Below are 26481 nucleotides of genomic sequence, written 5' to 3' on the forward strand. Positions count from 1 at the left end.
GCCTCCGAGGGTGTCGGCGGTGTGACTTCCGTCGGGTCGGGCGGTGACCTGCCGACGCATTGCGGGATGTGATCTGTCTTACTCGATCGGTTCTGCGGGGTGGCTTTCAGGGAGCCGGAAGCCGGAAGACGGAGGCCGGGCGGCGTCGTCTTGTGGAAGCGGGGGTGTCGTCGCGAGGCGACGGGTGGGGTGTCTGGGGTGTCCGGAGTGTCGGTCGACGGGGTTGACCGTCGTCGGCTGTCGGCGCGACCGTCGTACTGCCCGGAGAACCCGGTAAGGCCCAGGCCGCCGTTTCACGAAGCCGAGCCGCTGCCGACCGTGCCGACCGTGACGACGGGAGGCGCGTACAGCTTGTCCGTGTCCCAGACGGTGTCGGTCTGGTGCCCCCCCCCGGCTCTGAGCGCGTGGGGTCGTTGGGCCTTTAGTCCGCTGGGCCGCTGGGCCGTTGGTTTCCGGTGGGTGAAGTCTCTTTCGTGCCGCGACTTTTGTCGTTGCCGGGCGAGACGAAAGAGAGAAGCCGTGGGCCGAGGGCGCTGCCTAGGGTGCGAGCGTGAAAGCGATGTCGAAGTCGGAGAAGCCGGGCGCGCGGGGGTCGGTGCCCGAGGGCGGGCGGGGGGCCCGTGCGGGTGCCTGGGGCGTTCTCGGTGCCGCGTGGGCCTGGTTCGCGGTGCCGGGGCAGTGGTCGGGGCGCAGGACCACCGGTGAGCTGGCGTTCGCCGCCGTCCTCGCACTGCTGAGCGCCGGAACGGAGGAGCTTCTCGGCGGCGAGGGTCTGCGGCTGGCCGGGGTCGCCGTCGGCTCCGCCCTGCTCTTCCTGGTGCGCCGCAGACTGCCCGCGAGCGTCCTCGTGGTGACCGCGGGGCTCGCGCCCTTCCTGCCGGGCATGGGGCTGCCGCTGCTCGTCGCGGGCTGGTCGGCGGGCCGGTACGTCGTCGGGGTGGGACGGGCCCTCGCCGCGTTCATCGTGGCCTTCGTGCTGAACGTCGGCGGCACGGTCCTGGACGTCCTGGACTCGCGGCAGCTGCTCACCGTCGCCCTCATGACGACCCTCTACTACCTGGGAGCCGTCCTGGCGCCGGGGCTCGCGCACCGCTACTGGGGACAGCGGCGGACCCTGCTGCACGCCCTCCAGGAGCGCAACGCGCAGCTGTTGAGGGAGCGTTCCATGGTCGTCTGGCAGGCGCGGCAGCGGGAGCGGCAGCGGATCGCTCAGGACATGCACGACAGCCTCGGGCACCAACTGGCCCTGATCGCCGTGCACACGGGCGCCCTGGAGGTCGACCGGGAGCTGGGCGACCGGCAGCGCGAGGTGGTCGGCGTCCTGCGGAACGCGTCGGTGACGGCGATGCACGAGCTGCGGGAGGTCGTCGGGATACTCAGGGACGGCGTCGAGGCCTCGGGCGGCGAGACGGCCGGCTCCGCGCGGACCGGGGACGAGACGGGCAGGGCGGCGCGCGGGATAGCGGGCATCGAGGGACTCGTGGAGTCGGCACGGGCCGCCGGGACCGAGGTCGGGCTGCGCAGCGCGGGGGAGGAACGGCCACTGGCGCCGGCCGCCGACCACGCCGTGTACAGGATCGTCCAGGAGGCCCTGACGAACGCCTACAAGTACGCCCCCGGCTCCCCGATCGGAGTCGAACTGCGCTACGAGCCCGACACGTTCGTCGTCGAGGTCGTCAACGCCCGGCCCACGTCGGGCCCCGCGAAGGACGTCGTCAGCGGAGGACAGGGGCTGACCGGCCTCGCGGAGCGGGCGCGGCTCGTCGGCGGCATGTGCCACGCGGGCCCGGCCGACGGAGGCGGCTTCCGCGTCGCGGGAATGCTGCCGTACGGGGCCGCGCCCGTGGCGGAGGCGGCTCCTTTGGTCGATGCGGCCGACGACTTCCGGCAGCAGACCACCAGGCCCCTGGCGGGAGATGGTCGTCCGGTCGAGGTCGGACCGGCCGACTGGACGTTCACGGAGCGGGAGCTGGCCATGGCGGTTCGCGGGGGCAGGGGCAGAAGCACGGGCGGTTCGATCGCGCTGGGCTGCGGCATAGCGTTCGCCGCGCTGGTGCTGCTCGTGGTCGCGGGGGGATTCGGCCTCTACTTCCTGATGGGATCGGTGAAGGACGGCCTGATCACGGCCGACCAGTACGAGATGATCGAGGTCGGGATGACCGAGGCGGACGTACGGGATCTGCTGCCCTCGGGCGACACGATCGCCACCGCGGGCATCGAGGGCAAGGGCCCTGCCGAGCCGGAGGGTTCGGAGTGCCTGACGCTGATGTCCTACGAGTTCGGTGCCGACTCCGAGAAGGAGCCCGTCTACCGGTTCTGCTTCAAGGACGGCAAGCTGATCGAGAAGAAGTCGTACGAGATCGACGCGCGGTAGCGCGCAGGGGACCGCTCGTACCGGAGCACGGGGGAAACAGCTGTGGCAGGGCAGCCCATCAGGGTCGTGATCGCCGATGACGAGCCTCTGATCAGGGCCGGGATTCGGATGATCCTCAACTCGGATCAGGGGATCGCGGTCGTCGGAGAGGCCGCCGACGGGCGGCAGGCGGTCGAGGCGGCCCGAGCGCACGCGGCGGACGTGGTGTTGCTCGACATCCAGATGCCGGTGCTCGACGGGCTCTCCGCCCTCCCGGAGCTGCGCAGGGCGGCCCCGGCGGCCCGAGTGATCATCCTGACGACATTCGGCGAGCGGGACAACGTGCTGCGGGCACTGGAGTACGGCGGGGCAGGGTTCCTGCTCAAGGACACGGCCCCGGCCGAGCTGATCGGCGCGGTCAGAGCGGCAGCGGCGGGAGACGCCTATCTGTCGCCCGCGGCGACCCGGCACGTGGTGGAACGGCTCGCCTCGGGCCGGGAAGCAGCCCGTGCCGAGGAGGCACGAGGCCGGGTGGCGGCCCTCAGCGAGAAGGAATGCGGGGTCCTCGCCCTGCTCGGAGAAGGCCTCTCCAACGCGGACGCGGGACGCCGACTGCATATGAGCGAGGCGACGGTGAAGACATATGTGAGCCGCATCCTGTCCAAACTGGGCTGCGAGAACCGCGTCCAGGCAGCCTTGCTGGCCAGAGACGCGGGGCTGTAGGGGGACTTGGGGGCGGACGGGGGACGGGGGACGGCGGACGGACGCGGGTGGGGGCGGACGGGAGTGGGCACGGACGCGGACGCTGACGGGGGCTTGGGGACGGGGGCTTGGGGACGGGGGCTTTGGGACGGGGGCTTTGGGACGGGGGCTTTGGGACGGGGAACGGGAACAGGGCGGGAGGGGAGGGGGGAGGGGGGGAGGGCCCCAGAAGTCCGGACAGTGCGACCGCCGGGCCGCCTCAGGAGTTATCCACAGGGGAAGACGATCACCGAGGTGCGGCGGTAACGTCGGCGCCGGATGATGTTGAAAAGTCGCATCGGGGGAGGAAGTGCCATGGACGAGATCCAGGCCGTGGTGCCGGGGCAGCGCGGTTCGGGCGGGGAGCGGGACGGCGGGCGTGTGCCGTATGTGCCGGGTTTCGCGCGTCGGGCCGTCGTCGGTACCGGCGTCTCCCCCAAGGTCCGGGGCAAGGAACTGCGTGACCGCGTCCCCCGCTCCGTGCACAGCGCGCCCGCCCTCGCCGCCGACCGGCCGGACGCAGTCCGGGCCGTCGAGGAGTCGAACCGGGGCCGTGTGCCCGAGCTTGCCCCGCTGCGGGTCGGCCGGATGGCGGCGGGCCCCTTCGCGTTCCTGCGGGGTTCCGCCGGGCTCATGGCCCACGACCTCGCCGGCACCCCCGTCACCGGCATCGCCGCCCAGCTCTGCGGCGATGCCCACGCCGCCAACTTCGGTCTCTACGGAGACGCCCGGGGTCGGCTCGTGATGGACCTCAACGACTTCGACGAGACCATCGTCGGGCCCTGGGAGTGGGACCTCAAGCGGCTCGCCACCTCCCTCGTCCTCGCGGGCCGGGAGGTCGGCGCCGACGAGGACGTCTGTCGTGCCGCCGCCTTCGACACCGTCGGCGCCTACCGCCGGACCATGCGGCTGCTCGCCCGGCTCCCCGCGCTCGACGCCTGGAACGCGATAGCGGACGAGGAACTGGTCTCCCACACCGACGCCCGTGATCTCCTCGGCACCCTGGAACGGGTCTCGGCCAAGGCGCGGAACAACACCAGCGCCCGTTTCGCCTCCCGTTCCACCGAGGCCGTGACCGAGGCCGAGGGCGGCGGCCGCCGGTTCGTCGAGGCGCTCCCGGTGCTCCGCCGGGTGCCCGACGCGGAGGCCGCGGCCGTCGCCGCCGCCCTCGGCCCGTATCTGGAGACCGTGTCCGAGGACCGGCTGCCGCTCCTCGCGCGGTACGCGGTGCACGACGTCGCGTTCCGGGTCGTCGGCACCGGCAGTGTCGGCACCCGTTCCTATGTCGTGCTTCTGCTGGACCACCGGGGCGAGCCCCTGGTTCTCCAGGTGAAGGAGGCCAGGGCCTCCGCGCTGCTTCCCCACCTCCCGGCCGCCGGTTTCCTCGCGCCGGACGCCGGGCACGAGGGGCGACGGGTGGTCCTCGGCCAGAAGCGGATGCAGGTCGTCAGCGACATCCTGCTGGGCTGGACGACGGTGCGGGGGCGTCCGTTCCAGGTGCGCCAGTTCCGCAACCGCAAGGGGAGCGTCGACCCGCTCGCGCTCACCCCCGCGCAGGTCGACGACTACGGCCGGATGACCGGCGCGCTGCTTGCCCGCGCGCACGCCCACAGCGCCGATCCGCGTCTGATAGCCGGGTACTGCGGGAAGGGCGAGGAGTTCGACGAGGCCGTCGCCGCCTTCGCCGTCTCGTACGCGGACCGCACCACGGCCGACCACGCGGACCTGCTCGATGCCATCCGAACGGGCCGTATAGCTGCGGACCCGGGCGTCTGACCCCGGGGGCGGACCGTAGGCTGGGCGGGACGAGCCGGATCGAGTACGTAGGCGGGCGTGGACGTGAGCGGGCACCAGGGTGCGAACGAGGGCTCCGAGGCCGGGTCGGTGCGGGACGAGCAGACCGAGCAGGCCGGACCGGACGGTCGGGCCGGGCAGGAAGGTCCGGCCGGGCAGGACGGGCAGGACGGGCGGTCCGGGGACGGTTCGGGGCAGGACGAGCGGCCCGAGGCGCGGCTTGAGCGGGCCGTGCGGGTCGCCGAGCAGGCGCTGATCGAGTTCGAGATCGCCGTCGAGACCTTCCGGGTCGAGGTGGACAACTTCTCGCGGCTGCACCACCAGAAGCTCGGTCCGATGTACGCGCGGCTCGACGAGCTGGACGCCCGGATCGCCGAGGCCCGTGCGGCGCGTACCGGCGACCCGGAGGATCTGCGGAAGGCCCGGGAGGCGCGGGCCGCAGTGCTGCCGATGCCCGGGGTGGACGAGCTGTTCCACGACTGGCTCGACTCCGACGGCCTGTCCCCCGAGGCGGCGGCGATGCTCACCGACAGCCCGGTGCAGCCGCCCAAGCGGGTCCGTCCCGGCGACGAGGCCCGCCGGCTCTACCGGGAGCTGGCGCGCAAGGCCCACCCCGATCTGGCCCGCGAGGAGGACGAGCGCAAGCGCCGCGAGGAGTTCATCACCCGGGTGAACGCCGCCTACGCCCGCGGTGACGAGGGCCTGCTGCGCGAGCTGCTCGCCGAGTGGGAGGCGGGCCCGGTGATCGCCGAGCGGCTCAGCGAGAGCGAGGAGCTGTACGCCCGTCTCGAATGGCTGGCCGAGCGCAAGGACATGCTGTCAGTGCTGGCGCGTGAGCTGGAGGAGAGCGCGATCGGCGCGATGCTGCGGATGGCGCCGGACGATCCGGACCGTCTCCTTGAGGAGATCGCCGAGCAGCTGCTCGGGCAGGTCGCCGAGCGGGAGAACGAGCTTGCGGAGCTGGTGCAGTAGGTTTTCCGTGCGCCCGAATCCTTCGGGTCGTACGCCGTGTGAGACCCACGAGAGAAGGCCCCTCCCATGAATTTCTCCCCGCTGCCCTCGGTGGACGCGGCTTCCGTGCCGGCCGATGCCCTGGTGCTGGACGTCAGGGAGGACGACGAGTGGGCGGCCGGGCACGTCGAGGGCGCGCTGCATGTGCCGATGAGCGACTTCGTGGCCCGCTTCGGCGAGGTCACGGAGGCCGTCGCCGAGCGGGGCCGTGCGTATGTGATGTGCCGGGTGGGCGGCCGGTCGGCGCAGGTCACGCAGTACCTGGTGCAGCAGGGCTTCGACGCGGTGAACGTCGAGGGCGGAATGCTCGCCTGGGACGGCGCCGGACGGCCGATGGTCAGCGGGAGCGGCAGCCCGGCCTTCGTCCTCTGACGCACGCCCGGCCTTCGTCGGCTGACGTACGGGCCTGACGGCCCCGAGGCTGACGTTCGGCTCCGACGGCCCCGAGCCTGACGTACGGGCCTGACGGGTGGGGCCGACGCCCGCCCGAGTCCGGCGTACGGGTCCGACGGCCTCCGGGGCGCCGGAACCGGGGGCCGTCAGCCGAGCAGGTGGGCGGCCAGCAGGTCGCCCAGTGCTTCCTCGTGGGCCGGAGCGGGGCCGAGGCACAGTTCCAGGTACTTGGCCCAGGCGTGGTAGCGGTGCAGCGGGTAGTCGGTGTCGGCGCCGACTCCGCCGTGCAGATGCTGTGCGGTCTGCACCACGCGCCGGACCCCTTCGGAGGCCCAGATCTTCGCGACGGCGATGTCCCCCGCGACGGGCAGCGGGGCCTCGGCGTCGGTGCCGAGGCGCCAGGCGGCCTGCCAGAGGGTGACTTCCATGGCCCGCAGGTCGATGTAGCGGTCGGCGGCCTGGACGGCGACGGCCTGGAAGGTGGCCACGGGGTGGCCGAACTGTTCGCGTGTGCCGGTGTACCGGCTCGTCATGGTGAGGACGGCTTCGCCGAGGCCGAGGGCGAGCGCGCAGGTGCCGGTGGTGAGGAGTCCGCGCAGGCGTTCCCAGGCACCCTCGGCGTCGATGACGTCGGCGGCGTCGAGCCGGACGGAGTCCAGGCTCAGCTCGGCGAGGAGTTCGCCGTGGGTGGAGTACTGCGCGGCGAGGCCGAGGCCAGGGTGGGCGCGGGGCGACAGGGCGAGGACGGTGTGGCCGTCGGCGGTGTGCGCGGGTACGGCGATCAGGTCGGCGCGGTGGGCCCAGGGAACGCCGGTCTGGCGTCCGTCGAGGATCCAGCCGTCGCCGTCACGGCGTGCGGTGACGGCGGACTCGGCGGGTTCGTGGCCGGTGCGCCCCTGGGAGGCGGCGGTGAGGACGAGTTCGCCCCGGCCGACGCGGGGGAGGAGTCGGGCGGCGGTCGCGCGGGGCGCGTACCGCTCGATGGTCATGGCGACGGCGCTGGTCTCCAGGAGGGGGACGCGGGCGAGGACCCGGGCCGATTCGCGCAGGACGAGGCAGAGGGCGACGGGGTCGAGCCCCGCGCCCCCGTGGTCCGGGGAGACGGTGAGGGCGAGGAGCCCGGTGGCCGAGAGGTGGGACCAGAGCGGCCGGTCGAAGTCCTCGGCCACCGCTCCCCGGGTGAGGGCGGGACTGGGGACGGAGTCGGGTGCGACATCCGCGAAGACGGCCCTGGCCGCCTCGACGGCCGCCTGCTGCTCTTCGGTGAAGGTGAAGTCCACTGCCCTGACCTCCAGTTGGAGCCCACACGCATCTGACGGATCGTCAAAATAGGGCAGTGGTGAGGGGAAAGGAAGGGGTGACGCACCCCAGGCCCCGCCAGAGGCGGCCGTACGGCGCTTCGGGCGAGGCGGGCCCGAGGACATTCCGAGGCGCGTCCGAGGGTGATCGAGACGCGTCCGAGGGGGCGTCTCAGCGGTCGAAGTCCAGTTCCACATCCGGGGTCACGGGGTGGGACTGGCAGGCCAGGACGTATCCGGCGGCCGTCTCCTCCGGTTCTAGGGCGAAGTTGCGGTCCATCCGCACTTCCCCGCCGACGAGGAAGGCACGGCAGGTGCCGCACACCCCGCCCTTGCAGGCGTACGGGGCGTCGGCGCGGGCGCGGAGCACCGTGTCGAGCAGGCTCTCCCCCCGCTCCACCGGCCAGTTGCCGGACCGGCCGTGCAGGGTCGCCGTCAGGGTGGCGTGCGCGGGGGTGTCTCCGGCCGGGACCTTGGCCGGGGCGGAGCCGTCGTCGACGTGGAAGATCTCCTGATGGACGCGGGCGCGGTCGACGCCGAGCGTGCGCAGGGCCCGCTCGGCGCCCTGGACCAGGCCGAAGGGACCGCAGAGGAACCAGCCGTCGATGCTGGCGACGGGCAGCAGCGCGGGCAGCAGCGCCGTGAGCCGCTCGTGGTCGAGGCGGCCCGACGGCAGCCCGGACTGCTGCTCCTCCCGGGAGAGGACGGTGACCAGCTGGAAGCGGTCGGGGTAGCGGTCCTTGAGGTCGGCGACCTCGTCGAGGAACATCGTGGAGGCGGCCGTACGGTCGCTCCGGATCAGGCAGAACCGGGCCTGGGGCTCGCGGGCGAGCAGGGTGGCCGCGATCGAGAGGACCGGGGTGATGCCGCTGCCGCCGACGACGGCGGCGAAGTGGCCGGGGCGCGGGGAGAGCGTGAAGCGGCCCCGGGGTTCCATGACGTCGACGAGGTCGCCGACGGCCAGTTCCTTGAGGGCGTACGTGGAGAACGAGCCGCCGTCGACGAGCCGGATGCCGACCCGGAGGACGGGGGGCTCGCCGATTGGGGCGGCGGGGGTGCAGATCGAGTAGGTGCGCCGGACGTCCTGTCCGTCTCCGCCGGTGCGGCGCAGGGCGAGATGCTGGCCGGGCAGGTGTCGGTAGGCCTCGTGGAGTTCGGGCGGGACGGTGAAGGTGACGGCGACGGAGTCGTCGGTGAGCTGTTCGACCCCGCTCACCCTGAGCGGGTGGAACCCGGCCCGCTCGGCGCCTGAGGAGGCCATCTACAGCTCCTTGAAGTGGTCGAACGGTTCACGGCAGGCGGTGCAGCGGCGCAGGGCCTTGCACGCGGTCGAGGAGAAGCGGCTGAGGAGTTCGGTGTCGGTGGAGCCGCAGTGGGGGCAGCGGATGGCGAGGGTGAGCGGGACGGGGCCGTCCGCCGGGCCCTGGGGGCGGGGCGGGGCGACGCCGAACTCGGCGAGTTTGCGGCGTCCTTCCTCGCTGATGTCGTCGGTGGACCAGGCGGGGGCGAGGACGGTGACGACGGAGACCTCGGGGACGCCGTGCTCGTGGAGGGCGCGCTCGATGTCCGAGGACATGGCCTCGACGGCGGGGCAGCCGGTGTAGGTGGGGGTGAGGGAGACCTCGACGCTGCCGGGTCCGGTGACCTGGACTCCGCGCAGGACGCCGAGGTCGGCCAGGGTGAGGACGGGCAGCTCGGGGTCGGGGACGGCGCCGGCGATCCGGGCCAGCTCCTCTTCCAGGGCCGTCATGGTCACCATGTCGCCCCCGGGTGGCTGCGGTGCAGATGCTGCATCTCGGCGAGCATCCGCCCGAAGGGTTCGGTGTGCAGGCCCTGGCGGCCCGCCCCGGCGGACCAGGCGCCGGTGCGGGGGCCGGTGGGCGTGGCGAGGCCGGCCTTGCCGAGGACGTCGGTGACGGCGGCGAGCCAGTCGCCCTCCAGGGCCTCGTGGTCCACGTCGAGGCCGTCGACGGGCTGGAAGAGTTCGCCGGTGTACCGCCACAGGGCGTCGCAGGCGCGCCGCATGCGGTGGTGGCTCTCCTCGGTGCCGTCGCCGAGGCGCAGGGTCCAGTGCTCGGCGTGGTCCCGGTGGTAGGCGACCTCCTTGACGGCCTTGGCGGCGAGTGCGGCGAAGGGCCCGCTGCCGTCGGCCAGTCGCCCGTACAGAAGGTGCTGGTAAGTGGAGAAGTAGAGCTGCCGGGCGATGGTGTGGGCGAAGTCGCCGTTGGGCTGTTCGACGAGCTGCGCGTTCCGGAAGGAGCGCTCCTCACGGAGGTAGGCCAGTTCGTCCTCGTCGCCGACGAGCGAGAGCAGGACTCGGGCCTGGCCGAGGAGGTCGAGCGCGATGTTGGCGAGGGCGACCTCCTCCTCCAGGACGGGGGCGGAGCCGGCCCATTCCCCCAGCCGGTGGGAGAGGACGAGGGCGTCGTCGCCGAGGGCGAGCGCGGCCACCCGGGGGACGGACGCGTGGGGAACGGCCTCCCGGGGAGCGGACGCGGCGGAAACGGAACCGTGGGGAGCGGACGCGGGGGCGGTGGACACACCGGCGGCGGGCGCATCGGCAGGGGACGCACCGGCAGCGGGCGCACCGGCGGCGGGCGCGAGGGCGGTGGTGTCGGTCTCGGCGGTGCTCACAGGTGCTTCACCCCCTCCGGGATCTCGTAGAACGTCGGGTGGCGGTAGGGCTTGTCCGCCGCCGGTTCGAAGAAGGGGTCCTTCTCGTCGGGCGAGGAGGCGGTGATCTCCGAGGAGGGGACGACCCAGATCGAGACGCCTTCGCTCCTGCGGGTGTACAGGTCGCGGGCGTTGCGCAGGGCCATCTCCGCGTCGGGGGCGTGGAGACTGCCCGCGTGGGTGTGGGACAGTCCGCGGCGGGAGCGCACGAACACCTCCCACAGCGGCCAACCGTCGCTCGTCATTCCTGTGCCTTCCCGTCTCCGCCGTGTCCGCCGGTGTCCTGGTGCTTTCTGGCATGGGCCGCGGCGGCTTCCCTGACCCAGGCGCCGTCCTCGTGGGCCTGGCGCCGTCTGCTCAGCCGCTGGTCGTTGCACGGGCCGTTCCCCTTGAGGACGTCCCGGAACTCGGCCCAGTCGATCGCGCCGAAGTCGTAGTGCCCGCGCTCCTCGTTCCACCGCAGGTCCGGGTCGGGGAGGGTGAGGCCGAGGGCTTCGGCCTGCGGGACGGCGATGTCGACGAAACGCTGGCGCAGCTCGTCGTTGGAGTGGCGCTTGATCTTCCAGGCCATCGACTGGGCGGAGTGCGCGGACTCGTCGTCCGGGGGGCCGAACATCATCAGTGAGGGCCACCACCAGCGGTCCACGGCGTCCTGGGCCATGGCGTGCTGCGCCTCGGTGCCCCGGGAGAGGGCGAGCAGTGCTTCGTACCCCTGGCGCTGGTGGAAGGACTCCTCCTTGCAGACGCGGACCATCGCGCGGGCGTACGGCCCGTAGGAGCAGCGGCAGAGGGGGACTTGGTTGGTGATCGCGGCGCCGTCCACCAGCCAGCCGATGGCGCCGACGTCGGCCCAGGTCAGCGTGGGGTAGTTGAAGATCGAGGAGTACTTCTGGCGGCCCGAGTGAAGCTTGTCGAGCAGTTCGTCGCGGCTGGTGCCGAGGGTCTCCGCCGCGCTGTACAGATACAGGCCGTGGCCGGCTTCGTCCTGCACCTTGGCCATGAGGATGGCCTTGCGGCGCAGTGAGGGCGCGCGGGTGATCCAGTTCGCCTCGGGCTGCATGCCGATGATCTCGGAGTGGGCGTGCTGCGCGATCTGCCGGACGAGCGAGGCGCGGTAGGCCTCGGGCATCCAGTCGCGGGGCTCGATCCGCTCGTCGGCGGCCACGGCGGCGTCGAACACGGCCTCGTACGCGGCCTGCTCCGCCGCCGCGGTCGCGTCCGACGCTCCGGGCACGCCCGTGGTCCCTGCCGTCCCTGCCGTCACTGCGGTCATCGGGCCCCCTACCGACCGATCGTTCGGTTGAATGACTTCAATGGTGAGTCGGCGGCCCGTATGGTGTCAACCCTGTGGATAACCGAGTGGGCCGATCGGGATCGGGGCGGGATGGACGCGGACGTCGAGAAGGACGCGGCCGGAGTGGACGGCGGCCAATCGGCACATCGCCCACCCGACCGCACCGGGGAACCCCTCACACCGGCTCCCACCAGCGGACTTGTCCCTGCCCCCGGGCCTGATCCCACCCCCGGACCCGCCCCTGGCGACGACCCCGGCGACGACCTCGGACCTGCCCGTGGATCCGCCCCCGGGGGCGATCCCGGATCTCTCCCTGGATTCACCCCCGGATCCGTCTCGGGGTCCGTCTCAGGGGCGGCCCCCGGTGAAGACCCGGACCCGAGCCGCCCCTCCGGCGGGATCATGGCCCTGTCGCTGCCCTACCAGGTCGTCCTCGCCGTGGCGCTCGCCGTCGTCGGCGTCTTCGCCGGTGTCCATCTGGCGATGGTGTTCCTGCACGTGGCGCCGGCGAACACGCTGACCAAACGGCACGGTCAGGCCGTGGACGACTGGATCTACCCGGAGTTCGAGCAGAACTGGAAGCTCTTCGCGCCCAATCCGCTCCAGCAGAACGTCTCGGTGGAGGTCCGCGCCGAGGTCGCCGCCCCCGACGGCGCCCGTCGCACCGGCGGCTGGATCGACCTCACCGCCCAGGACGCCGAGGCGATCCGGCACAACCCGATGCCCAGCCACACCCAGCAGAACGAACTCCGCCGGGCCATCGACTTCTACCTCGGCACGCACGGCGACGACCACCGCCCCAACGGGCTGCGGGGCGCGCTCTCGGAGGAGTACATGCGCCGGATCGCGATGCTCAGGCTCGACGCCCTGCCCGGCCTCAGGGACGCCGAGGGGAAGGCGCTCTCCGGGGAGGTGCGGCGCATCCAGCTCCGTACGGTCACCCGGCCCGTCCCCGCACCCGCGTGGAGCACCGAGAAGACCGACACCGCCACCTCCACCCGTGAGTTCCCGTGGTGGCCGGTCACCGACGCCGACCGTCCCGCCGGAACCGACCGAAGCCGTACGGAGGCGGGCCGATGACCAGCCCCAACTCTGCCCCCAACTCTGCCCCCACCCCTGGCCCCACCCCTGGCCCCAGCGCCGCCCCGGAGCCCCTCTCCAGGACCCTCCCGGAGCCCGCGCCCGCGCCCGCCTCCGCCCTCGCTCCCGCGCCCGCCCCCGCCCCCGCTCCCGTCTCGGAATCCGGCTCCACGCGCGCGCGTGCCCCGAAAACCGGCTCCACGCGCGCGCGTGAGTCCTTCGAACGGCGGCTCGCGCGGGCCGTCCAGACCGTCACGAGCCGCTCCCTCGGCCCGTACCAGAGCGCGGTCATCCGGATCGGCTTCTCGCTGACCTGGCTGTTCTTCCTGCTGCGCGAGTTCCCCCACCGCGCCGAGCTGTACGGTCCCGACGGCCCCTGGTCCTGGGAGATGGCCAACCGGCTGATCGCCGACAACCGGGCCTTCACGGTGCTGCTGTGGTCGGACGGGCGCCCGTGGTTCGAGTTCGTCTACGCGGTCGCGGTGCTCTCCGCCGTCCTGCTGCTGCTCGGCTGGCGCACCCGGGCCGTCTCCGCCGTGTTCATGGTCGGCGTCCTGTCGCTCCTGAACCGGTCCGTCTTCGTGGGCGACGGCGGCGACAACGTCCTCCACCTCGCCGCGCTCTACCTCGTCTTCACCCGGTGCTCCCAGGTCTGGTCCCTCGACGCCCGGCGGGCCGCCCGCGAGGCGCGCGCCTCACGCGCGGGAGAGCCGCAGGGCCGGGACCGCGTCGGCCCGCTCCTGTGGACCGTCCTCGGCGGCTTCCTCCTCGTCACGACCTGGTTCTCGAACGTCACCGGCGAGTGGTGGCTGCCGGTGCTCCTGTGGGTGCTCTGGCTGGGGAACGGCCTGTGGTGGCTGGTCTGCCGGAGCGCGCCCGGCGAGCCGCGCACCCTGCTGGACGCGCTGGCCCACCTCGCCCACAACGCCGCCCTCCTGGTGATCATGGCGGAGGTCTGTCTGATCTACGCCACGGCCGGCTGGTACAAGATCCAGGGCTCGCGCTGGCAGGACGGCACCGCGCTGTTCTACCCGCTCAACCTCGACTACTTCACCCCCTGGCCCGCCCTCTCGGAGCTGCTCGGCGCCAGCGGGGTCATGGTGATGCTGGTGACCTACGGCACGGTGATCGTCCAGGTCGCCTTCCCGTTCACGCTCTTCCACCGCAGGGTCAAGAACGTGCTGCTGGTCGTGATGATGCTGGAGCACGCCGGGATCGCGCTGCTCCTCGGGCTGCCGGTCTTCTCGCTCGCCATGATCTCCGCCGACGCCGTGTTCCTGCCCACCCCGTTCCTGCTGGCGCTCGGCGTCAGGGCAGCCAGGGGCAGGGACCGGCTGCTGCGGCGGAAGGGCGCCGAGCCGCTGCCCGAGCAGCGCCGTACGGGTGAGGAGCCCGGCCCCCGTACCCTCGTCGGGTGAGCACCACCGAACAGAGTCCCGGATCCGGGACCGCCGAGCCGGTCCAGTACGACGAGGGTTTCGGCCCCGAGATCGGCGTCGGGCCGCACCCGGAGCCGTGGCCCGAGGGCGAGCGGTACGACCCCGAGCTGCTCGCCGAGGGCGACCGGCGCAATGTGGTGGACCGCTACCGGTACTGGACGCGGGAGGCGGTCGTCGCCGACCTCGACACCCGGCGCCACGACTTCCATGTGGCCGTGGAGAACTGGGGCCACGACTTCAACATCGGCTCGGTGGTTCGGACCGCCAACGCCTTCCTCGCCAAGGAGGTCCACATCGTGGGCCGCAGGCGCTGGAACCGGCGCGGCGCCATGGTCACCGACCGTTACCAGCACGTCCGGCACCACCCCGACACCGCGTCGCTGACCTCATGGGCGGCGGCCGAGGGCATCCCGGTCATCGGCATCGACAACCTGCCGGGCGCCGTGCCGCTGGAGCGGACCGTGCTGCCCCGCCGCTGTGTGCTGCTCTTCGGCCAGGAGGGCCCCGGGCTCACCGAGGAGGCCCGCGCCCACGTGGAGATGGTCTGCTCGATCGCCCAGTTCGGCTCGACCCGCTCCATCAACGCGGGCGCCGCCGCCGCGATCGCCATGCACGCGTGGGTGCAGCGGTACGCGGAGATCGAAGCCCCCTGACGGGAGCGGCCCCCGCGCACGTGGGCGGGCCCGATCGGCCGCACCCCCCCCCACGCGCGCGTGGCTCGCCCCGTTCAGGACTGGCGGCGGACCTCCACCACCCGGAAGCGGTGGGCGACGAAGGCGCCGTCGCACAGGGCGGCGTTCGCCGACGGGTTGCCCCCCGAGCCGTGGAAGTCGGAGAACGCGGCCGTCTGGTTCACGAAGACCCCGCCGGTGAGGTTCAGCGAGAGCTGCGCCGACTCCTCCAGGCAGACCTCCTCCACCGCGCGCTCGGTCTCCTCCGAGGTCGTGTACGCCCCCACGGTCATCGCGCCCTGCTCGCGGATCGTGCGCCGCAGCAGATCGAGGCCCTGTTCGGTGGAGTCCACCGAGACGGCGAAGGAGACGGGACCGAAGCACTCGGCGAGGAAGGCGGCCTGGTCGTCGGGCTTGGAGCCGTCCAGCTTCACGACGACCGGGGTGCGGACCACCGCGTCCGGGTACTCCGGGTTGACCACCTCGCGGGAGGCGAGGGCCACCTCGCCCAGGCCGGCGGCGGCCTCGACGCGTGCCTTCACGTCCGGGTTGACCAGGGCGCCGAGCAGCCCGTTCGCCCGGGTGTCGTCGCCCAGCAGCCCGTCGATCGCGGCGGCGAGATCGGCGACCACCTCGTCGTACGACTTGGGGCCCTGGTCGGTGGCGACGCCCTCGCGGGGGATCAGCAGGTTCTGCGGGGTGGTGCACATCTGGCCGCTGTACAGGGAGAGCGAGAACGCCAGGTTGCCGAGCATCCCCCGGTAGTCGTCGGTCGAGTCGATCAGGACCGTGTTGACCCCGGCCTTCTCCGTGTAGACCTGCGCCTGGCGTGCGTTCGCCTCCAGCCAGTCACCGAAGGCGGTGGAGCCCGTGTAGTCGACGATGCGGATCTCGGGCCGGACGGCGAGGGTCTTCGCGATGCCCTCGCCCGGCCGCTCGACGGCGAGCGCCACCAGGTTCGGATCGAAACCGGCCTCGGCGAGGACCTCGCGGGCCACGCGGACGGTGAGCGCGAGCGGCAGCACCGCGCGCGGGTGGGGCTTGACCAGGACGGGGTTGCCGGTGGCGAGGGAGGCGAACAGGCCCGGATAGCCGTTCCAGGTGGGGAAGGTGTTGCAGCCGACGAGCAGGGCGACGCCCCGGCCGACCGGGGTGAACTCCTTGCTCAGCTCCAGGGGGTCGCGCTTGCCCTGCGGCTTGGACCAGTCGACCCGTCCGGCGGGCGTGCGGGTCTGCTCCTCGTACGCGTACGCCACGGCTTCCAGGCCCCGGTCCTGCGCGTGCGGGCCACCCGCCTGGAACGCCATCACGAACGCCTGCCCGCTGGTGTGCATGACGGCGTGCGCGAACTCGTGGGAGCGGGCGGAGATCCGGGACAGGATCTCCAGACAGACCAGGGCGCGGGTCTCCGGGCCTGCGTCCCGCCAGGCGGCGGTGCCCGCGCGCATCGCGGGCAGCAGGACGTCGATGTCGGGGTGCGGATACTCGATGCCGAGCGCGGGGCCGTACGGCGACGTCTCGCGGCCGGTCCAGTCGTCGGTGCCGGGCTGGTCGAGCTCGAAGCGGGTGTTCAGCACGGCCTGGTGGGCGGCGAGACCGGCCGCGGCGTCGAGCGAGCCGTCCGCCCCGTAGGCCTTCGGGTGCTCGGGGTGCGGCGACCAGTAGGCACGGGTCCGGATGGTGGCGAGCGCCTGATCGAGCGTGGGCCGGTGCTTCTCGGCCAGACGGTCGGTGGTCAGCTGAGCGGTGGCCATGAATGGACCAACTCCTCGTCGAGCTGGGCAGGGAGACGCGTACGGAGTTAGAGTAACCGAACGATCGGTCGGGACAAGGGGGCCTGTCGAACCTGTGGATAACCCATCGGGGAGGATCACCCTATGAGCGCCAACGTGACCGGCAGGGGGAGCGCGGACGTGACCGATCAGGGGAGCGCCGACGTGGCCGACGGGGGAAGCGACGGCGCGGCCGACCGGGGAAGCGGCGGTGGGACCGGCCGGGAGGGCGGCGAGGTGACCGTGACCGGGGGCGCGTCCGCCGCCGTGGCGCGGAGCCGTGCCGTCGCCGTCGTCGGCACCGGCACCATGGGCCAGGGAATCGCCCAGGTCGCCCTGGTCGCCGGGCACCCCGTGCGCCTCTACGACAGCGCTCCCGGCCGTGCCGAGGAGGCCGCGAAGGCCCTCGCCGTCCGGCTGGACCGGCTCGTCGCGAAGGGGCGCATGGACGCCACCGCGCGCGAGGAGGCGCTGGGACGGCTGCACCCGGCCCGGGACCTCGCGGAACTCGCCGACGCGGCCCTCGTCGTCGAGGCGGTCGTCGAACTGCTCCCCGTCAAGCAACGGCTCTTCGCCGACCTGGAGGAGGTCGTCGCCGACGACACCGTCCTCGCCACCAACACCTCCTCCCTCTCCGTCACCGCCGTCGCGGGGGGTCTGCGCCTTCCGGGCCGGTTCGTCGGACTGCACTTCTTCAACCCGGCGCCGCTGCTCCCGCTGGTCGAGGTCGTCAGCGGCTTCGCCACCGATCCGGACGTGGCCACGCGCGCGTACGCCACGGTGAAGGGCTGGGGCAAGACCCCGGTGCGCTGCGCCGACACCCCCGGGTTCATCGTCAACCGGATCGCCCGCCCCTTCTACGCGGAGGCGCTGCGGGTGTTCGAGGAGGGCGCCGCCGACCCGGCCACCATCGACGCGGCCCTGCGCGAGTCCGGCGGATTCCGGATGGGTCCCTTCGAACTGACCGATCTGATCGGCCAGGACGTCAACGAGGCCGTCACCCGCTCCGTCTGGGAGTCCTTCTACCAGGACCCCAAGTTCACGCCCTCGCTCGCGCAGCGCCGCCTCGTGGAGTCCGGGCGCCTCGGCCGCAAGACGGGCCGGGGCTGGTTCTCGTACGCGGAGGGCACCGAGCCGCCCGCCCCGCACACGGCGCCGCTCGCGGAGGCGCCGAAGCGGATCGCGGTCCGGGGCGATCTCGGCCCCGCCGAGCCCCTGGTGGGGCTCTTCGAGGCGGCCGGGATCCAGGTCCGGCGCAAGGGCGGCAACGGGTACGTGCTGCTGCCCGGCGGTGGTCGGCTCTGCCTCGCCGACGGTGAGACCTCCTTCGAGTACGACACCGACGAGATCGTCTACTTCGACCTCGCGCTGGACTACGCGCGCGCGACCCGGATCGTCCTCTCGACCCGGGAAGGGACCTCGGAGGAGACGCTCGCCGAGGCGGTCGGGCTCTTCCAGGCCGTCGGCAAGCGGGTCTCCGTGATCGGCGACGTGCCCGGCATGATCGTGGCCCGTACGGTCGCCATGCTGGCCGATCTCGCGGCCGACGCCGTGGACCGGGGCGTGGCCACCGCCGAGGACGTGGACACCGCCATGCGCCTGGGCGTCAACTACCCGGCGGGACCGCTCGAATGGGCCGCGAAGCTGGGCCACGCGCGCGTACGGGAGCTTCTCGACGCGCTGCACGAGCGCTACCCCACGGGCCGGTACGCGCCCAGCCTGGCCACCGCGCGCCGGGCGTACGCCGATGCCACCGATGACGCCGAGACCGCGGAAGACGCGCAGGAGCCCCGATGACGACCGCCAAGCGCGATACGTACACCCCCGAGACGCTGCTCTCGGTCGCCGTCCGGGTCTTCAACGACCGCGGCTACGACGGCACTTCCATGGAGCACCTGTCCAAGGCGGCGGGCATCTCCAAGTCGTCGATCTACCACCATGTCTCCGGCAAGGAGGAGCTGCTGCGGAGGGCCGTCAGCCGGGCGCTCGACGGGCTCTTCGCGATCCTCGACGAGCCGGAGGCGGGGCGCGGGCGGGCGGTCGAGCGGGTCGAGTACGTCACGCGCCGCACGGTCGAGGTGCTGATAGCGGAACTGCCCTATGTGACGCTGCTGCTCCGGGTGCGGGGCAACACGGGCACCGAGCGGTGGGCGATGGAGCGGCGGCGCGAGTTCGACCAGAAGGTGGCCGAACTCCTGCGGTCCGCCGCCGAGGAGGGCGACCTCCGGGCCGATGTGGACATCCGGCTCGCGACCCGGCTCCTCTTCGGCATGATCAACTCCCTGGTGGAGTGGTACCGGCCGCACCCGGACGCCTCGGCGGACCGCGAGCAGCTCGCCGAGACCGTCGCACGCCTGGCCTTCGACGGGCTCAGGGCGGCCCGCTGAGGCGGCACCGGGCGGGGTCCTGGGAGGGTTCCCGTCAGGTCCCGAAGAGGGGCCCCGTCACGTCCTGGGAGGGGTATCCCGTCAGGCCCTGAAGGGAGTCCCCGTCGGGACCCGAAGCGGGCTGCCGGGGGCTCCTGGAGCCGGGGCCTCACACCCCCGGGTCGGCGTTCAGGTCCGTCTCCTCGAAGACCAGCAACGTGCGCGTGGACAGCACCTCCGGGATCGACTGGAGCCGGGTGAGCACCAGCTCGCGCAGTGACCGGTTGTCCGGGGTGTGCACCAGGAGCAGTACGTCGAAGTCCCCGCTGACCAGCGCGATGTGGGAGGCTCCCGGCAGTGCTCTGAGCCGTTCGCGGACCGTGCGCCAGGAGTTCTGGACGATCTTGAGCGTGATGTAGGCGGAGGCGCCGTGCCCCGCCCGCTCGTGGTTGACGCGGGCGCTGAAGCCCCGGATCACCCCGTCGTCCATGAGCCGGTTGATGCGCGCGTACGCGTTGGCCCGCGAGATGTGCACCCGCTCGGCCACCGAGCGCACCGAGGCCCGTCCGTCCGTCTGGAGCAGCCGCAGGATGTCGCGGTCGATCGCGTCGAGCGGGCGGGCCGGAAGCACCTCGGGGAACATCCCGGACGGGGCGCTCAGCTCCTCCCCCGGAGCCTCGCCCTCACCCATGACGCCGCCCAGGTCCTCTCCGACGGCCTCCCTGAGGCCCTCGCCGACGACCCCGCCGACGCCCTCCCCGACAGCCTTTCCGATGCCTCCGCCGACGCCGTCACCCGTACCGCCCCCCGGATCCCCGCCCCGATCGACGGCCATTTGTTCATCCGCCATGTCCCCCCGCCTCTCTCCGGTGGACGACCTGTACACATCCCAGGCTGTGGAGAACCGTTTGTCCACAGGCTGAAGGTGCCTGTAGCCAAAATGCCTCCACGACCGAACAATCGGTAGGTGAGGCGCGCCACACCCGCGCCACCCGCCTTCGGGTCTTATGCCCGCTCCCACGAGGAGGTGGACTCGTTGCAACAGCGCAGTTCGACAGTCCAAGAGCCGCCCGGTGCCGTCCCGTCCCACCGACCCGTCCCGCCGCCCGCCTGGCAGCCCCGTACCGACCCCGCACCCCTGCTGCCCGAAACCGAGCCGCTGCGCGTGCTCGGCACCGACGCCGTGGCCGACGCCGACCCCGCGCTGCTGCTCCGGCTCTACGCGGAGCTGGTCCGCGGCCGCCGGTACAACGCCCAGGCCACCGCCCTCACCAAGCAGGGCAGGCTCGCCGTCTACCCGTCCACCACCGGGCAGGAGGCGTGCGAGATCGCCGCCGCGCTCGCCCTGGAGGACCGGGACTGGCTCTTCCCCTCCTACCGCGACACGCTCGCGGCCGTCGCCCGGGGCCTCGACCCCGTCCAGGCGCTGACCCTGCTGCGCGGCGACTGGCACACCGGCTACGACCCGCACGAGTACCGCGTCGCACCGCTCTGCACCCCGCTGGCGACCCAGCTCCCGCACGCGGTGGGCCTGGCCCACGCCGCCCGGCTCAAGGGCGACGACGTGGTCGCCCTCGCCATGGTCGGCGACGGCGGCACCAGCGAGGGCGACTTCCACGAGGCGCTGAACTTCGCGGCCGTCTGGCAGGCACCCGTGGTCTTCCTCGTACAGAACAACGGCTTCGCGATCTCCGTACCGCTGGCCAAGCAGACCGCCGCCCCCACCCTCGCCCACAAGGCCGTGGGATACGGGATGCCCGGCCGGCTCGTCGACGGCAACGACGCGGTCGCCGTCCACCAGGTGCTCACCGAGGCCGTCACCCGCGCCCGGCGCGGCGGCGGACCGACCCTGGTCGAGGCCGTCACCTACCGGATCGACGCCCACACCAACGCCGACGACGCCACCCGCTACCGCGCGCCCGGCGAGGTCGAGGCCTGGCGTGCCCACGACCCGATCCTGCTGCTCGAACGGGACCTCACCGCGCGCGGTCTGCTCGACGAGGACGGCAGGCGCGCGGCGGCCGAAGCCGCCGAGACGATGGCGGCCGAGCTGCGCGAACGGATGAACGCCGACCCGGTGCTCGACCCGATGGACCTCTTCTCCCATGTGTACGCGGAGCAGACGGCGCAGCTGCGCGAACAGGCGGCGCAGCTGCGCGCCGAGCTCGAAGCCGAGGGCGAGGGAGAGGCGTGATGACGACCGCGACGACCGGTGCCGCGACGGGCCGGACCGCCGGAGCCGGTGGGGCCGCCGGCGCGGCCGGGCCCGGTGGGCGGCCCAAACCGGCCACCATGGCGCAGGCGCTCCAGCGCGCGATGCGCGACGCGATGGCCGAGGACCCGACCGTCCATGTGATGGGCGAGGACGTCGGCACCCTCGGCGGCGTCTTCCGGGTCACCGACGGGCTCGCCAAGGAGTTCGGCGAGGACCGCTGCACCGACACCCCGCTGGCCGAGGCGGGCATCCTCGGCGCGGCCGTCGGCATGGCCATGTACGGGCTGCGCCCGGTGGTCGAGATGCAGTTCGACGCGTTCGCCTACCCGGCGTTCGAGCAGCTGATCTCGCATGTGGCGCGGATGCGGAACCGTACGCGCGGCGCGATGCCGATGCCGATCGTCATCCGTGTCCCGTACGGCGGCGGGATCGGCGGCGTCGAGCACCACAGCGACTCCTCGGAGGCCTACTACACGGCCACTCCGGGGCTCCACGTCGTCACCCCGGCCACCGTCGAGGACGCCTACGGGCTGCTGCGCGCGGCCATCGCGTCGGACGACCCGGTGGTCTTCCTGGAGCCCAAGCGGCTCTACTGGTCCAAGTCCGACTGGTCGCCCGAGGCGCCCGCGCCCGTCGAACCCATCGGCAGGGCCGTCGTCCGCCGCCCCGGTGCCGGGGCCACCCTGATCACCTACGGCCCCTCCGTGCCGGTCTGCCTTGAGGCGGCCGAGGCGGCGCGGGCCGAGGGCTGGGACCTGGAGGTCGTCGACCTGCGCTCGCTCGTGCCCTTCGACGACGAGACCGTCTGCGCCTCGGTACGGCGCACCGGCCGCGCGGTCGTGGTCCACGAGGCGACCGGCTTCGGCGGGCCCGGCGCGGAGATCGCCGCGCGCGTGACCGAGCGCTGCTTCCACCATCTGGAGGCGCCGGTGCTGCGGGTCACCGGCTTCGACATCCCGTATCCGCCGCCGATGCTGGAGCGGCACCATCTCCCGGGCGTGGACCGGGTCCTGGACGCGGTCGCGCGGTTGCAGTGGGAGGCGGGAAGCTGATGGCCACGGTCCTTGAGTTCAAGCTGCCCGACCTCGGCGAGGGGCTCACCGAGGCGGAGATCGTGCGCTGGCTGGTCGCCGTCGGCGATGTCGTCGCCGTCGATCAGCCGGTCGTCGAGGTCGAGACGGCCAAGGCGATGGTCGAGGTGCCCTGCCCGTACGGCGGAGTCGTCACCGCCCGCTACGGCGAGGAGGGCACCGAACTGCCCGTCGGCGCCCCGCTCCTGACGGTGGCGGTGGGAGGCGGGGGGACGACGCCGAATTCAGGCGCGGGTACCGGTGCGGTTGCCGGTGCGGATCCGGCTTTCGGCGCGGGTGCGGGTGCGGGTACGGCTTCGCTTTCCGGTACGGGTACGAGTCCGGGCCCGGTGTCGGGTGGCGGCGCGGGCAGTGGTGGGGGGTCCGTCCCGGTCGCCGCTCCCGCGCGGACCGCCGCCGAGACGGCCGTCTCCTCGGAGTACTCGGGCAATGTGCTCGTCGGCTACGGCACGGCGGGCCCCGCCGCCCGTCGCCGCCGGGTCCGGCCCGAGAATCCGGCCGTGGCGCGGACCTCTGCGCGGACCTCGGCGCCGACCGCTCCGGCCACGGCCGCCGCTCCGGTCGCGGTGGCCGTGGCCGGTACCGGGCCGGTGCCGGTCATCTCGCCGCTCGTACGGAAACTGGCCAGGGACCATGGGCTCGACCTGCGGGAGGTACAGGGCTCCGGGCCCGAGGGGCTGATCCTGCGGGCCGATGTGGAACAGGCCCTCGCCGCCCCGGCGGCCCCGCCCGCCCCTGCCACGGCTCCGGTCGGCACCCCGGTCGGGGGCGTGGCAGGGGCTCCCGCCGCCGCCTCGGCCGCCGCTCGCGTCGGCGAGCGGATTCCGCTGCGCGGGGTCCGGGGCGCCGTCGCGGAGAAGCTGTCCCGCAGCCGTACGGAGATCCCCGACGCGACCTGCTGGGTCGACGCCGACGCGACCGAACTGATGGGTGCGCGGGCGGCGATGAACGCGGCGGGCGGGCCGAAGATCGCGCTGCTCGCGCTGCTCGCCCGGATCTGCGCCCATTCCCTGGCCCGGTTCCCCGAGCTGAACGCGACCGTGGACACCGCCGCCAGGGAGATCGTCCGGCTTCCGGACGTGCACCTCGGTTTCGCCGCCCAGACTCCGCGCGGGCTCGTCGTGCCCGTGGTCAGGGACGCGGGTTCCCGTACGGCGGAGTCCCTGACGGCCGAGTTCGCCCGGCTGACCGAGGCCGCCCGGGACTCCGCGCTGACCCCGGCCGATCTCACCGGGGGCACGTTCACCCTGAACAACTACGGGGTGTTCGGGGTCGACGGATCCACGCCGATCATCAACCACCCGGAGGCGGCGATGCTCGGCGTCGGCCGGATCATCCCGAAACCCTGGGTGCACCAGGGCGAACTGGCCGTTCGTCAGGTCGTACAGCTCTCGCTCACCTTCGACCACCGGGTCTGCGACGGCGGCACGGCGGGCGGCTTCCTGCGGTACGTGGCGGACTGCGTCGAACAGCCGGCGGTCCTGCTCCGCACGCTCTGACACCCACCGGGGTGACACCCGCCGGGGCTCGGGGCGGGCCCCGGCCTGGACCAGGAACGGCCCGGACCAGGAACGGGCTGAAGCGCGGCGGGTCGGGGCTTGGGACTCGGGGCTGGCGGCTCCCAGCCCCGGACGGTCCCCGGCCCCGGCCCCTGCCCCGGCCCCCAGTCCCGCCCTCTCCCGGCCGGGCCCCGCCTCGTCTCTCTGGGTGGGACGGGGCGGCCGTCCGACGGGCGCGGCGGCCCATACTGCTCGGGTGACCACCGCACATGATGTCGTCGTGCTCGCCGGAGGGGCCGCCCGGCGTCTCGGCGGTTCCGACAAGCCCGGGGTACGGGTCGGGGGGCGGACCCTGCTCGACCGGGTCCTCTCGGCCTGCCCCGACGCGGGCCGGGCCGTGGTCGTCGGGGAACCGCGCCCGACGGTCCGCCCCGTCCGCTGGACCAGGGAGGAGCCGCCCGGCGGCGGCCCGACGGCCGCCCTCGGGGCCGGAGTCCGCGAGTCGGACGCCCCCGTTCTCCTCGTTCTCTCCGCTGACCTGCCGTTCCTCGACGACGGCACCGTACGGCGCCTCCTGACCGCGCTCGACGAGAGCCCCGAGGCCGAGGTCGCGCTGCTGACCGACGCCGGAGGGCGGGACCAGCCACTCGTCGCCGCGTACCGGGCCGGGCCGTTGCGCCGCGCTCTCGACGGACTCGCGCGGGACCACGGCGGTCTCGCCCACCTGCCGCTGCGTCACCTCACGGCGGTACTGCGCCCGGTCAGGGTCGCCGGGGACCCCCTGGCCTCCTTCGACTGCGACACCTGGGAGGACATCGCCACGGCCCGCGCGCGGATCAGGGAGCATGGGACCGTGTTGGACGAATGGATCACCGCAGTCAAGGACGAACTGGGCATCGACCTGGACGTCGACACCGGCCTCCTGCTGGACCTGGCCCGCGACGCCGCCCACGGGGTGGCGCGTCCCGCCGCGCCCCTGACCACCTTCCTGGTCGGATACGCGGCGGCGCGCGCGGGTGCCGACGGCGGACCGGAAGCGGTCGCCGAGGCCGCCCGCAAGGCCGCCGCGCTGGCCCAGCGCTGGGCAGCCGAGCAGGACGAGGCCGGATGAGGCCGGAGACACCCCTCCCCGGAGCCCGGGGAGGCCCGGATGGTCAGGGTGGCCCGGGGGGTTCCGGGACCGGGGGCGACACCCCGACCGCGCGCCCGCACCGCGCCACCGCCTGGCCCGAGGCGCGAGCCGTCGCCGCCCGCGCCGGGGCCGGGGCCCGGGGTGCCCGGACGGTGGTGCGCGTACCGCTGGGACCGGCGCTGGGCCGGATACTCGCCGAGCCGCTGAGGGCCCTCACCGATCTGCCGCCCTTCGACACCTCCGCCATGGACGGGTGGGCGGTGGCGGGGCCCGGCCCCTGGACGGTCCGCACGGAGACCGCCGTACTCGCGGGCCATGCCTCCGGGCCCGGAGCGGTGCCCGAACTCGCCGAGGGCGAGACCGTACGGATCGCCACCGGCGCCCGGGTCCCGGCGGGCGCCACCGCCGTCCTCCGCACCGAGCACGCCCGCACCGAGACCTCCCCCGCCGAATCGGCCCGCACCGAGACCTCCCCCACCGAAGCGGCCCGCGCCGAAGCGGCCCCCGCCGAGTCCGCCCGTGCCGAGTCAGCCTCCGCCGAGCCTGCCCGCACCGGACCCGCCCCCGTACGGGTCGAGGAGCCCCGGACGGGCGCCGACTCCGGCGCCGGGCGGCTCGTGCTGCACGCGCTGCGCGAGGTCGTGCCCGGCCAGGACATCCGGCGCCGGGGCCAGGAGTGCCGTTCCGGCGACGGGCTGCTGCCCGCGGGCACCTCGGTGACGCCCGTGGTCCTCGGGCTCGCGGCGGCGGCGGGATACGACGAGCTTCCCGTGGTGCCCCGCCCCGGGGTGGAGATCCTCGTCCTCGGCGACGAACTGCTCACGGCGGGCCTCCCGCACGAGGGGCTTATCCGGGACGCCCTCGGCCCGATGCTCGGCCCCTGGCTGACCGCGCTCGGCGCCGAGGTCCTCGGCACCCGCCGCATCGGTGACGACGCCCAGGAGCTGTACGAGGCCGTCACCGGCTCCCCCGCCGACCTGGTCGTGACCACCGGAGGCACCGCCGCAGGGCCCGTCGACCACGTCCACGGCGTGCTCGACAAGGCGGGCGCGACCCTCCTCGTCGACGGCGTGAAGGTCCGTCCCGGCCACCCGATGCTGCTCGCCCGGCTCGCCGAGGGCCCGGACCGCTCCGGTCCCGTCCGCCATCTCGTCGGACTCCCCGGCAACCCGCTCGCCGCCGTCTCCGGCCTCCTCACCCTCGCCGAACCCCTCCTCAAGGCCCTCACCGAAGCACCCCGGGAGACCGAAGCACCCCGGGAGACCGAAGCACCCCAGGAGACCGAAGGGCCTCGGGAAGTCGAAGGGCCTCGGGCATCCCAAGCACCCAGGGAAACCGAGGCATCCAGGGAAGCCGAAGCACTCCGGAAGCCCGAGGCACCCACGGAAGTGGGGACGGCCCTCCTGGTGGGAGAGGTGCAGGGGCACCCGTACGACACGCGGCTCGTCCCGGTCGTCCGCCGGGACGGCCGGGCCCTGCCGCTGCGCTACAACGGGCCGGCCATGCTCCGCGGCATCGCGGTCGCCGACGGTCTGGCCGTCGTCCCGCCCGGCGGAGCGCACCCCGGCAGGGAGCTGGACGTCCTCGACCTTCCCTGGCCCATGGACGAGGGGGCCGCAACGGCCCAAGGAGCGTGTTTCACGTGAAACTTCCCAGTCG

Annotated in this window: 23 protein-coding genes; 15 read left to right on the forward strand and 8 right to left on the reverse strand. The window is 73.4% G+C overall.

Annotation, left to right across the window (positions count from 1 at the left end; all coding sequences use genetic code 11):
- Window positions 1-559 precede the first annotated feature (559 nt).
- The 5 genes from BU197_RS07950 to BU197_RS07970 all read left to right on the forward strand — a co-directional run bounded on the left by BU197_RS07950 (window position 560) and on the right by BU197_RS07970 (window position 6271).
- On the forward strand, window positions 560-2374 hold the full coding sequence (locus BU197_RS07950) for a sensor histidine kinase (protein WP_188267543.1): 1815 nt from the start codon (window positions 560-562) through the stop codon (window positions 2372-2374).
- Window positions 2375-2416: 42 nt separating this feature from the next.
- The gene (locus BU197_RS07955) at window positions 2417-3076 is read left to right on the forward strand and encodes a response regulator transcription factor (RefSeq protein WP_188267513.1); all 660 of its coding nucleotides are present in this window, start codon (window positions 2417-2419) and stop codon (window positions 3074-3076) included.
- Window positions 3077-3409: 333 nt separating this feature from the next.
- Window positions 3410-4870, forward strand: coding sequence for a DUF2252 domain-containing protein (locus BU197_RS07960; protein WP_188267514.1), 1461 nt, complete (start codon window positions 3410-3412; stop codon window positions 4868-4870).
- Between the two features lie 249 nt (window positions 4871-5119).
- Window positions 5120-5860 carry a hypothetical protein gene (locus BU197_RS07965; protein ID WP_188267544.1) on the forward strand — a complete coding sequence of 247 codons (741 nt, stop codon included), beginning with the start codon at window positions 5120-5122 and terminating at the stop codon, window positions 5858-5860.
- 66 nt (window positions 5861-5926) lie between these two features.
- Window positions 5927-6271 carry a rhodanese-like domain-containing protein gene (locus tag BU197_RS07970; protein WP_188267515.1) on the forward strand — a complete coding sequence of 115 codons (345 nt, stop codon included), beginning with the start codon at window positions 5927-5929 and terminating at the stop codon, window positions 6269-6271.
- 167 nt (window positions 6272-6438) lie between these two features.
- Here BU197_RS07970 and BU197_RS07975 read toward each other — a convergent pair whose 3' ends face one another.
- The 6 genes from BU197_RS07975 to paaA form a co-directional block, all read right to left on the reverse strand.
- Complete coding sequence (locus tag BU197_RS07975) at window positions 6439-7572, reverse strand: acyl-CoA dehydrogenase family protein (protein WP_188267516.1); 1134 nt, start codon at window positions 7570-7572, stop codon at window positions 6439-6441.
- A gap of 190 nt (window positions 7573-7762) precedes the next feature.
- Window positions 7763-8851, reverse strand: a complete 1089-nt coding sequence (locus BU197_RS07980; RefSeq protein ID WP_188267517.1) for a 2Fe-2S iron-sulfur cluster-binding protein — start codon at window positions 8849-8851, stop codon at window positions 7763-7765.
- Window positions 8852-9349 carry a 1,2-phenylacetyl-CoA epoxidase subunit PaaD gene (paaD, locus tag BU197_RS07985; protein WP_188267518.1) on the reverse strand — a complete coding sequence of 166 codons (498 nt, stop codon included), beginning with the start codon at window positions 9347-9349 and terminating at the stop codon, window positions 8852-8854.
- Window positions 9343-10041 (reverse strand): 1,2-phenylacetyl-CoA epoxidase subunit PaaC, encoded by a 699-nt coding sequence (gene paaC, locus BU197_RS07990; RefSeq protein ID WP_317452229.1) that lies wholly within the window; start codon window positions 10039-10041, stop codon window positions 9343-9345. The genes paaD and paaC overlap by 7 nt, the downstream gene beginning before the upstream one ends.
- A 179-nt stretch (window positions 10042-10220) precedes the next feature.
- Window positions 10221-10508 carry a 1,2-phenylacetyl-CoA epoxidase subunit PaaB gene (gene paaB / locus BU197_RS07995; RefSeq protein WP_188267519.1) on the reverse strand — a complete coding sequence of 96 codons (288 nt, stop codon included), beginning with the start codon at window positions 10506-10508 and terminating at the stop codon, window positions 10221-10223.
- A complete protein-coding gene (gene paaA / locus BU197_RS08000; RefSeq protein WP_188267520.1) occupies window positions 10505-11536 on the reverse strand; it encodes a 1,2-phenylacetyl-CoA epoxidase subunit PaaA in 1032 nt (343 codons plus the stop codon). The genes paaB and paaA overlap by 4 nt, the downstream gene beginning before the upstream one ends.
- Before the next feature lie 423 nt (window positions 11537-11959).
- Here paaA and BU197_RS08005 point away from each other — a divergent pair, with 423 nt between their 5' ends.
- The 3 genes from BU197_RS08005 to BU197_RS08015 are packed head-to-tail and all read left to right on the forward strand — an operon-like array spanning window position 11960 to window position 14729.
- The gene (locus BU197_RS08005; RefSeq protein ID WP_411158457.1) at window positions 11960-12637 is read left to right on the forward strand and encodes a DUF5819 family protein; all 678 of its coding nucleotides are present in this window, start codon (window positions 11960-11962) and stop codon (window positions 12635-12637) included.
- Window positions 12634-14055, forward strand: a complete 1422-nt coding sequence (locus BU197_RS08010; RefSeq protein ID WP_223183497.1) for an HTTM domain-containing protein — start codon at window positions 12634-12636, stop codon at window positions 14053-14055. The genes BU197_RS08005 and BU197_RS08010 overlap by 4 nt, the downstream gene beginning before the upstream one ends.
- Window positions 14052-14729: a TrmH family RNA methyltransferase gene (locus tag BU197_RS08015; protein WP_188267521.1), complete on the forward strand. Its 678-nt coding sequence runs from the start codon at window positions 14052-14054 to the stop codon at window positions 14727-14729. Before BU197_RS08010 ends, BU197_RS08015 begins: the two co-directional genes overlap by 4 nt.
- A 74-nt stretch (window positions 14730-14803) precedes the next feature.
- Here BU197_RS08015 and paaN read toward each other — a convergent pair whose 3' ends face one another.
- Window positions 14804-16501 (reverse strand): phenylacetic acid degradation protein PaaN, encoded by a 1698-nt coding sequence (gene paaN, locus BU197_RS08020; RefSeq protein WP_188267522.1) that lies wholly within the window; start codon window positions 16499-16501, stop codon window positions 14804-14806.
- A 123-nt stretch (window positions 16502-16624) separates the two neighbouring features.
- On the opposite strand from paaN, the gene BU197_RS08025 reads away from it, so the two are divergent.
- Both BU197_RS08025 and BU197_RS08030 read left to right on the forward strand, forming a co-directional pair.
- Complete coding sequence (locus BU197_RS08025) at window positions 16625-18316, forward strand: 3-hydroxyacyl-CoA dehydrogenase (RefSeq protein ID WP_188267523.1); 1692 nt, start codon at window positions 16625-16627, stop codon at window positions 18314-18316.
- On the forward strand, window positions 18313-18906 hold the full coding sequence (locus BU197_RS08030; protein WP_188267524.1) for a TetR/AcrR family transcriptional regulator: 594 nt from the start codon (window positions 18313-18315) through the stop codon (window positions 18904-18906). Before BU197_RS08025 ends, BU197_RS08030 begins: the two co-directional genes overlap by 4 nt.
- A gap of 148 nt (window positions 18907-19054) precedes the next feature.
- On the opposite strand, the gene BU197_RS08035 is transcribed toward BU197_RS08030, so the two are convergent.
- Complete coding sequence (locus BU197_RS08035) at window positions 19055-19528, reverse strand: Lrp/AsnC family transcriptional regulator (RefSeq protein ID WP_188267546.1); 474 nt, start codon at window positions 19526-19528, stop codon at window positions 19055-19057.
- Window positions 19529-19912: 384 nt separating this feature from the next.
- Between BU197_RS08035 and pdhA the strand changes: the two genes are divergently transcribed.
- The 5 genes from pdhA (at window position 19913) to BU197_RS08060 (ending at window position 26468) form a co-directional block, all read left to right on the forward strand.
- Window positions 19913-21079 (forward strand): pyruvate dehydrogenase (acetyl-transferring) E1 component subunit alpha, encoded by a 1167-nt coding sequence (gene pdhA, locus BU197_RS08040; RefSeq protein ID WP_188267547.1) that lies wholly within the window; start codon window positions 19913-19915, stop codon window positions 21077-21079.
- Window positions 21079-22152, forward strand: coding sequence for an alpha-ketoacid dehydrogenase subunit beta (locus BU197_RS08045; RefSeq protein ID WP_411158458.1), 1074 nt, complete (start codon window positions 21079-21081; stop codon window positions 22150-22152). The genes pdhA and BU197_RS08045 overlap by 1 nt, the downstream gene beginning before the upstream one ends.
- Complete coding sequence (locus BU197_RS08050) at window positions 22152-23690, forward strand: dihydrolipoamide acetyltransferase family protein (RefSeq protein WP_188267525.1); 1539 nt, start codon at window positions 22152-22154, stop codon at window positions 23688-23690. The genes BU197_RS08045 and BU197_RS08050 overlap by 1 nt, the downstream gene beginning before the upstream one ends.
- A gap of 256 nt (window positions 23691-23946) precedes the next feature.
- Complete coding sequence (locus tag BU197_RS08055; protein ID WP_188267526.1) at window positions 23947-24801, forward strand: NTP transferase domain-containing protein; 855 nt, start codon at window positions 23947-23949, stop codon at window positions 24799-24801.
- A 173-nt stretch (window positions 24802-24974) separates the two neighbouring features.
- On the forward strand, window positions 24975-26468 hold the full coding sequence (locus tag BU197_RS08060; protein ID WP_411158459.1) for a molybdopterin-binding protein: 1494 nt from the start codon (window positions 24975-24977) through the stop codon (window positions 26466-26468).
- Window positions 26469-26481: the final 13 nt, after the last annotated feature.

It is taken from the genome of Streptomyces sp. CBMA291 (genome assembly GCF_014596525.1).
In the GTDB taxonomy this organism is placed as follows: Bacteria; Actinomycetota; Actinomycetes; order Streptomycetales; family Streptomycetaceae; genus Streptomyces.

Excerpts from the sequence above, each read along its gene's own strand:
- BU197_RS07950 (WP_188267543.1), top strand. The coding sequence starts at position 560 with ATGTCGAAGTCGGAGAAGCCGGGCGCGCGGGGGTCGGTGCCCGAGGGC.
- BU197_RS07960 (WP_188267514.1), top strand. The coding sequence starts at position 3,410 with ATGGACGAGATCCAGGCCGTGGTGCCGGGGCAGCGCGGTTCGGGCGGG.
- BU197_RS07970 (WP_188267515.1), top strand. The coding sequence starts at position 5,927 with ATGAATTTCTCCCCGCTGCCCTCGGTGGACGCGGCTTCCGTGCCGGCC.
- BU197_RS07980 (WP_188267517.1), bottom strand. The coding sequence starts at position 8,851 with ATGGCCTCCTCAGGCGCCGAGCGGGCCGGGTTCCACCCGCTCAGGGTG.
- paaD (WP_188267518.1), bottom strand. The coding sequence starts at position 9,349 with ATGGTGACCATGACGGCCCTGGAAGAGGAGCTGGCCCGGATCGCCGGC.
- paaB (WP_188267519.1), bottom strand. The coding sequence starts at position 10,508 with ATGACGAGCGACGGTTGGCCGCTGTGGGAGGTGTTCGTGCGCTCCCGC.
- paaA (WP_188267520.1), bottom strand. The coding sequence starts at position 11,536 with ATGACCGCAGTGACGGCAGGGACGGCAGGGACCACGGGCGTGCCCGGA.
- BU197_RS08005 (WP_411158457.1), top strand. The coding sequence starts at position 11,960 with ATGGCCCTGTCGCTGCCCTACCAGGTCGTCCTCGCCGTGGCGCTCGCC.
- BU197_RS08010 (WP_223183497.1), top strand. The coding sequence starts at position 12,634 with ATGACCAGCCCCAACTCTGCCCCCAACTCTGCCCCCACCCCTGGCCCC.
- paaN (WP_188267522.1), bottom strand. The coding sequence starts at position 16,501 with ATGGCCACCGCTCAGCTGACCACCGACCGTCTGGCCGAGAAGCACCGG.
- BU197_RS08025 (WP_188267523.1), top strand. The coding sequence starts at position 16,625 with ATGAGCGCCAACGTGACCGGCAGGGGGAGCGCGGACGTGACCGATCAG.
- BU197_RS08030 (WP_188267524.1), top strand. The coding sequence starts at position 18,313 with ATGACGACCGCCAAGCGCGATACGTACACCCCCGAGACGCTGCTCTCG.
- BU197_RS08035 (WP_188267546.1), bottom strand. The coding sequence starts at position 19,528 with ATGTTCCCCGAGGTGCTTCCGGCCCGCCCGCTCGACGCGATCGACCGC.
- BU197_RS08045 (WP_411158458.1), top strand. The coding sequence starts at position 21,079 with ATGACGACCGCGACGACCGGTGCCGCGACGGGCCGGACCGCCGGAGCC.
- BU197_RS08050 (WP_188267525.1), top strand. The coding sequence starts at position 22,152 with ATGGCCACGGTCCTTGAGTTCAAGCTGCCCGACCTCGGCGAGGGGCTC.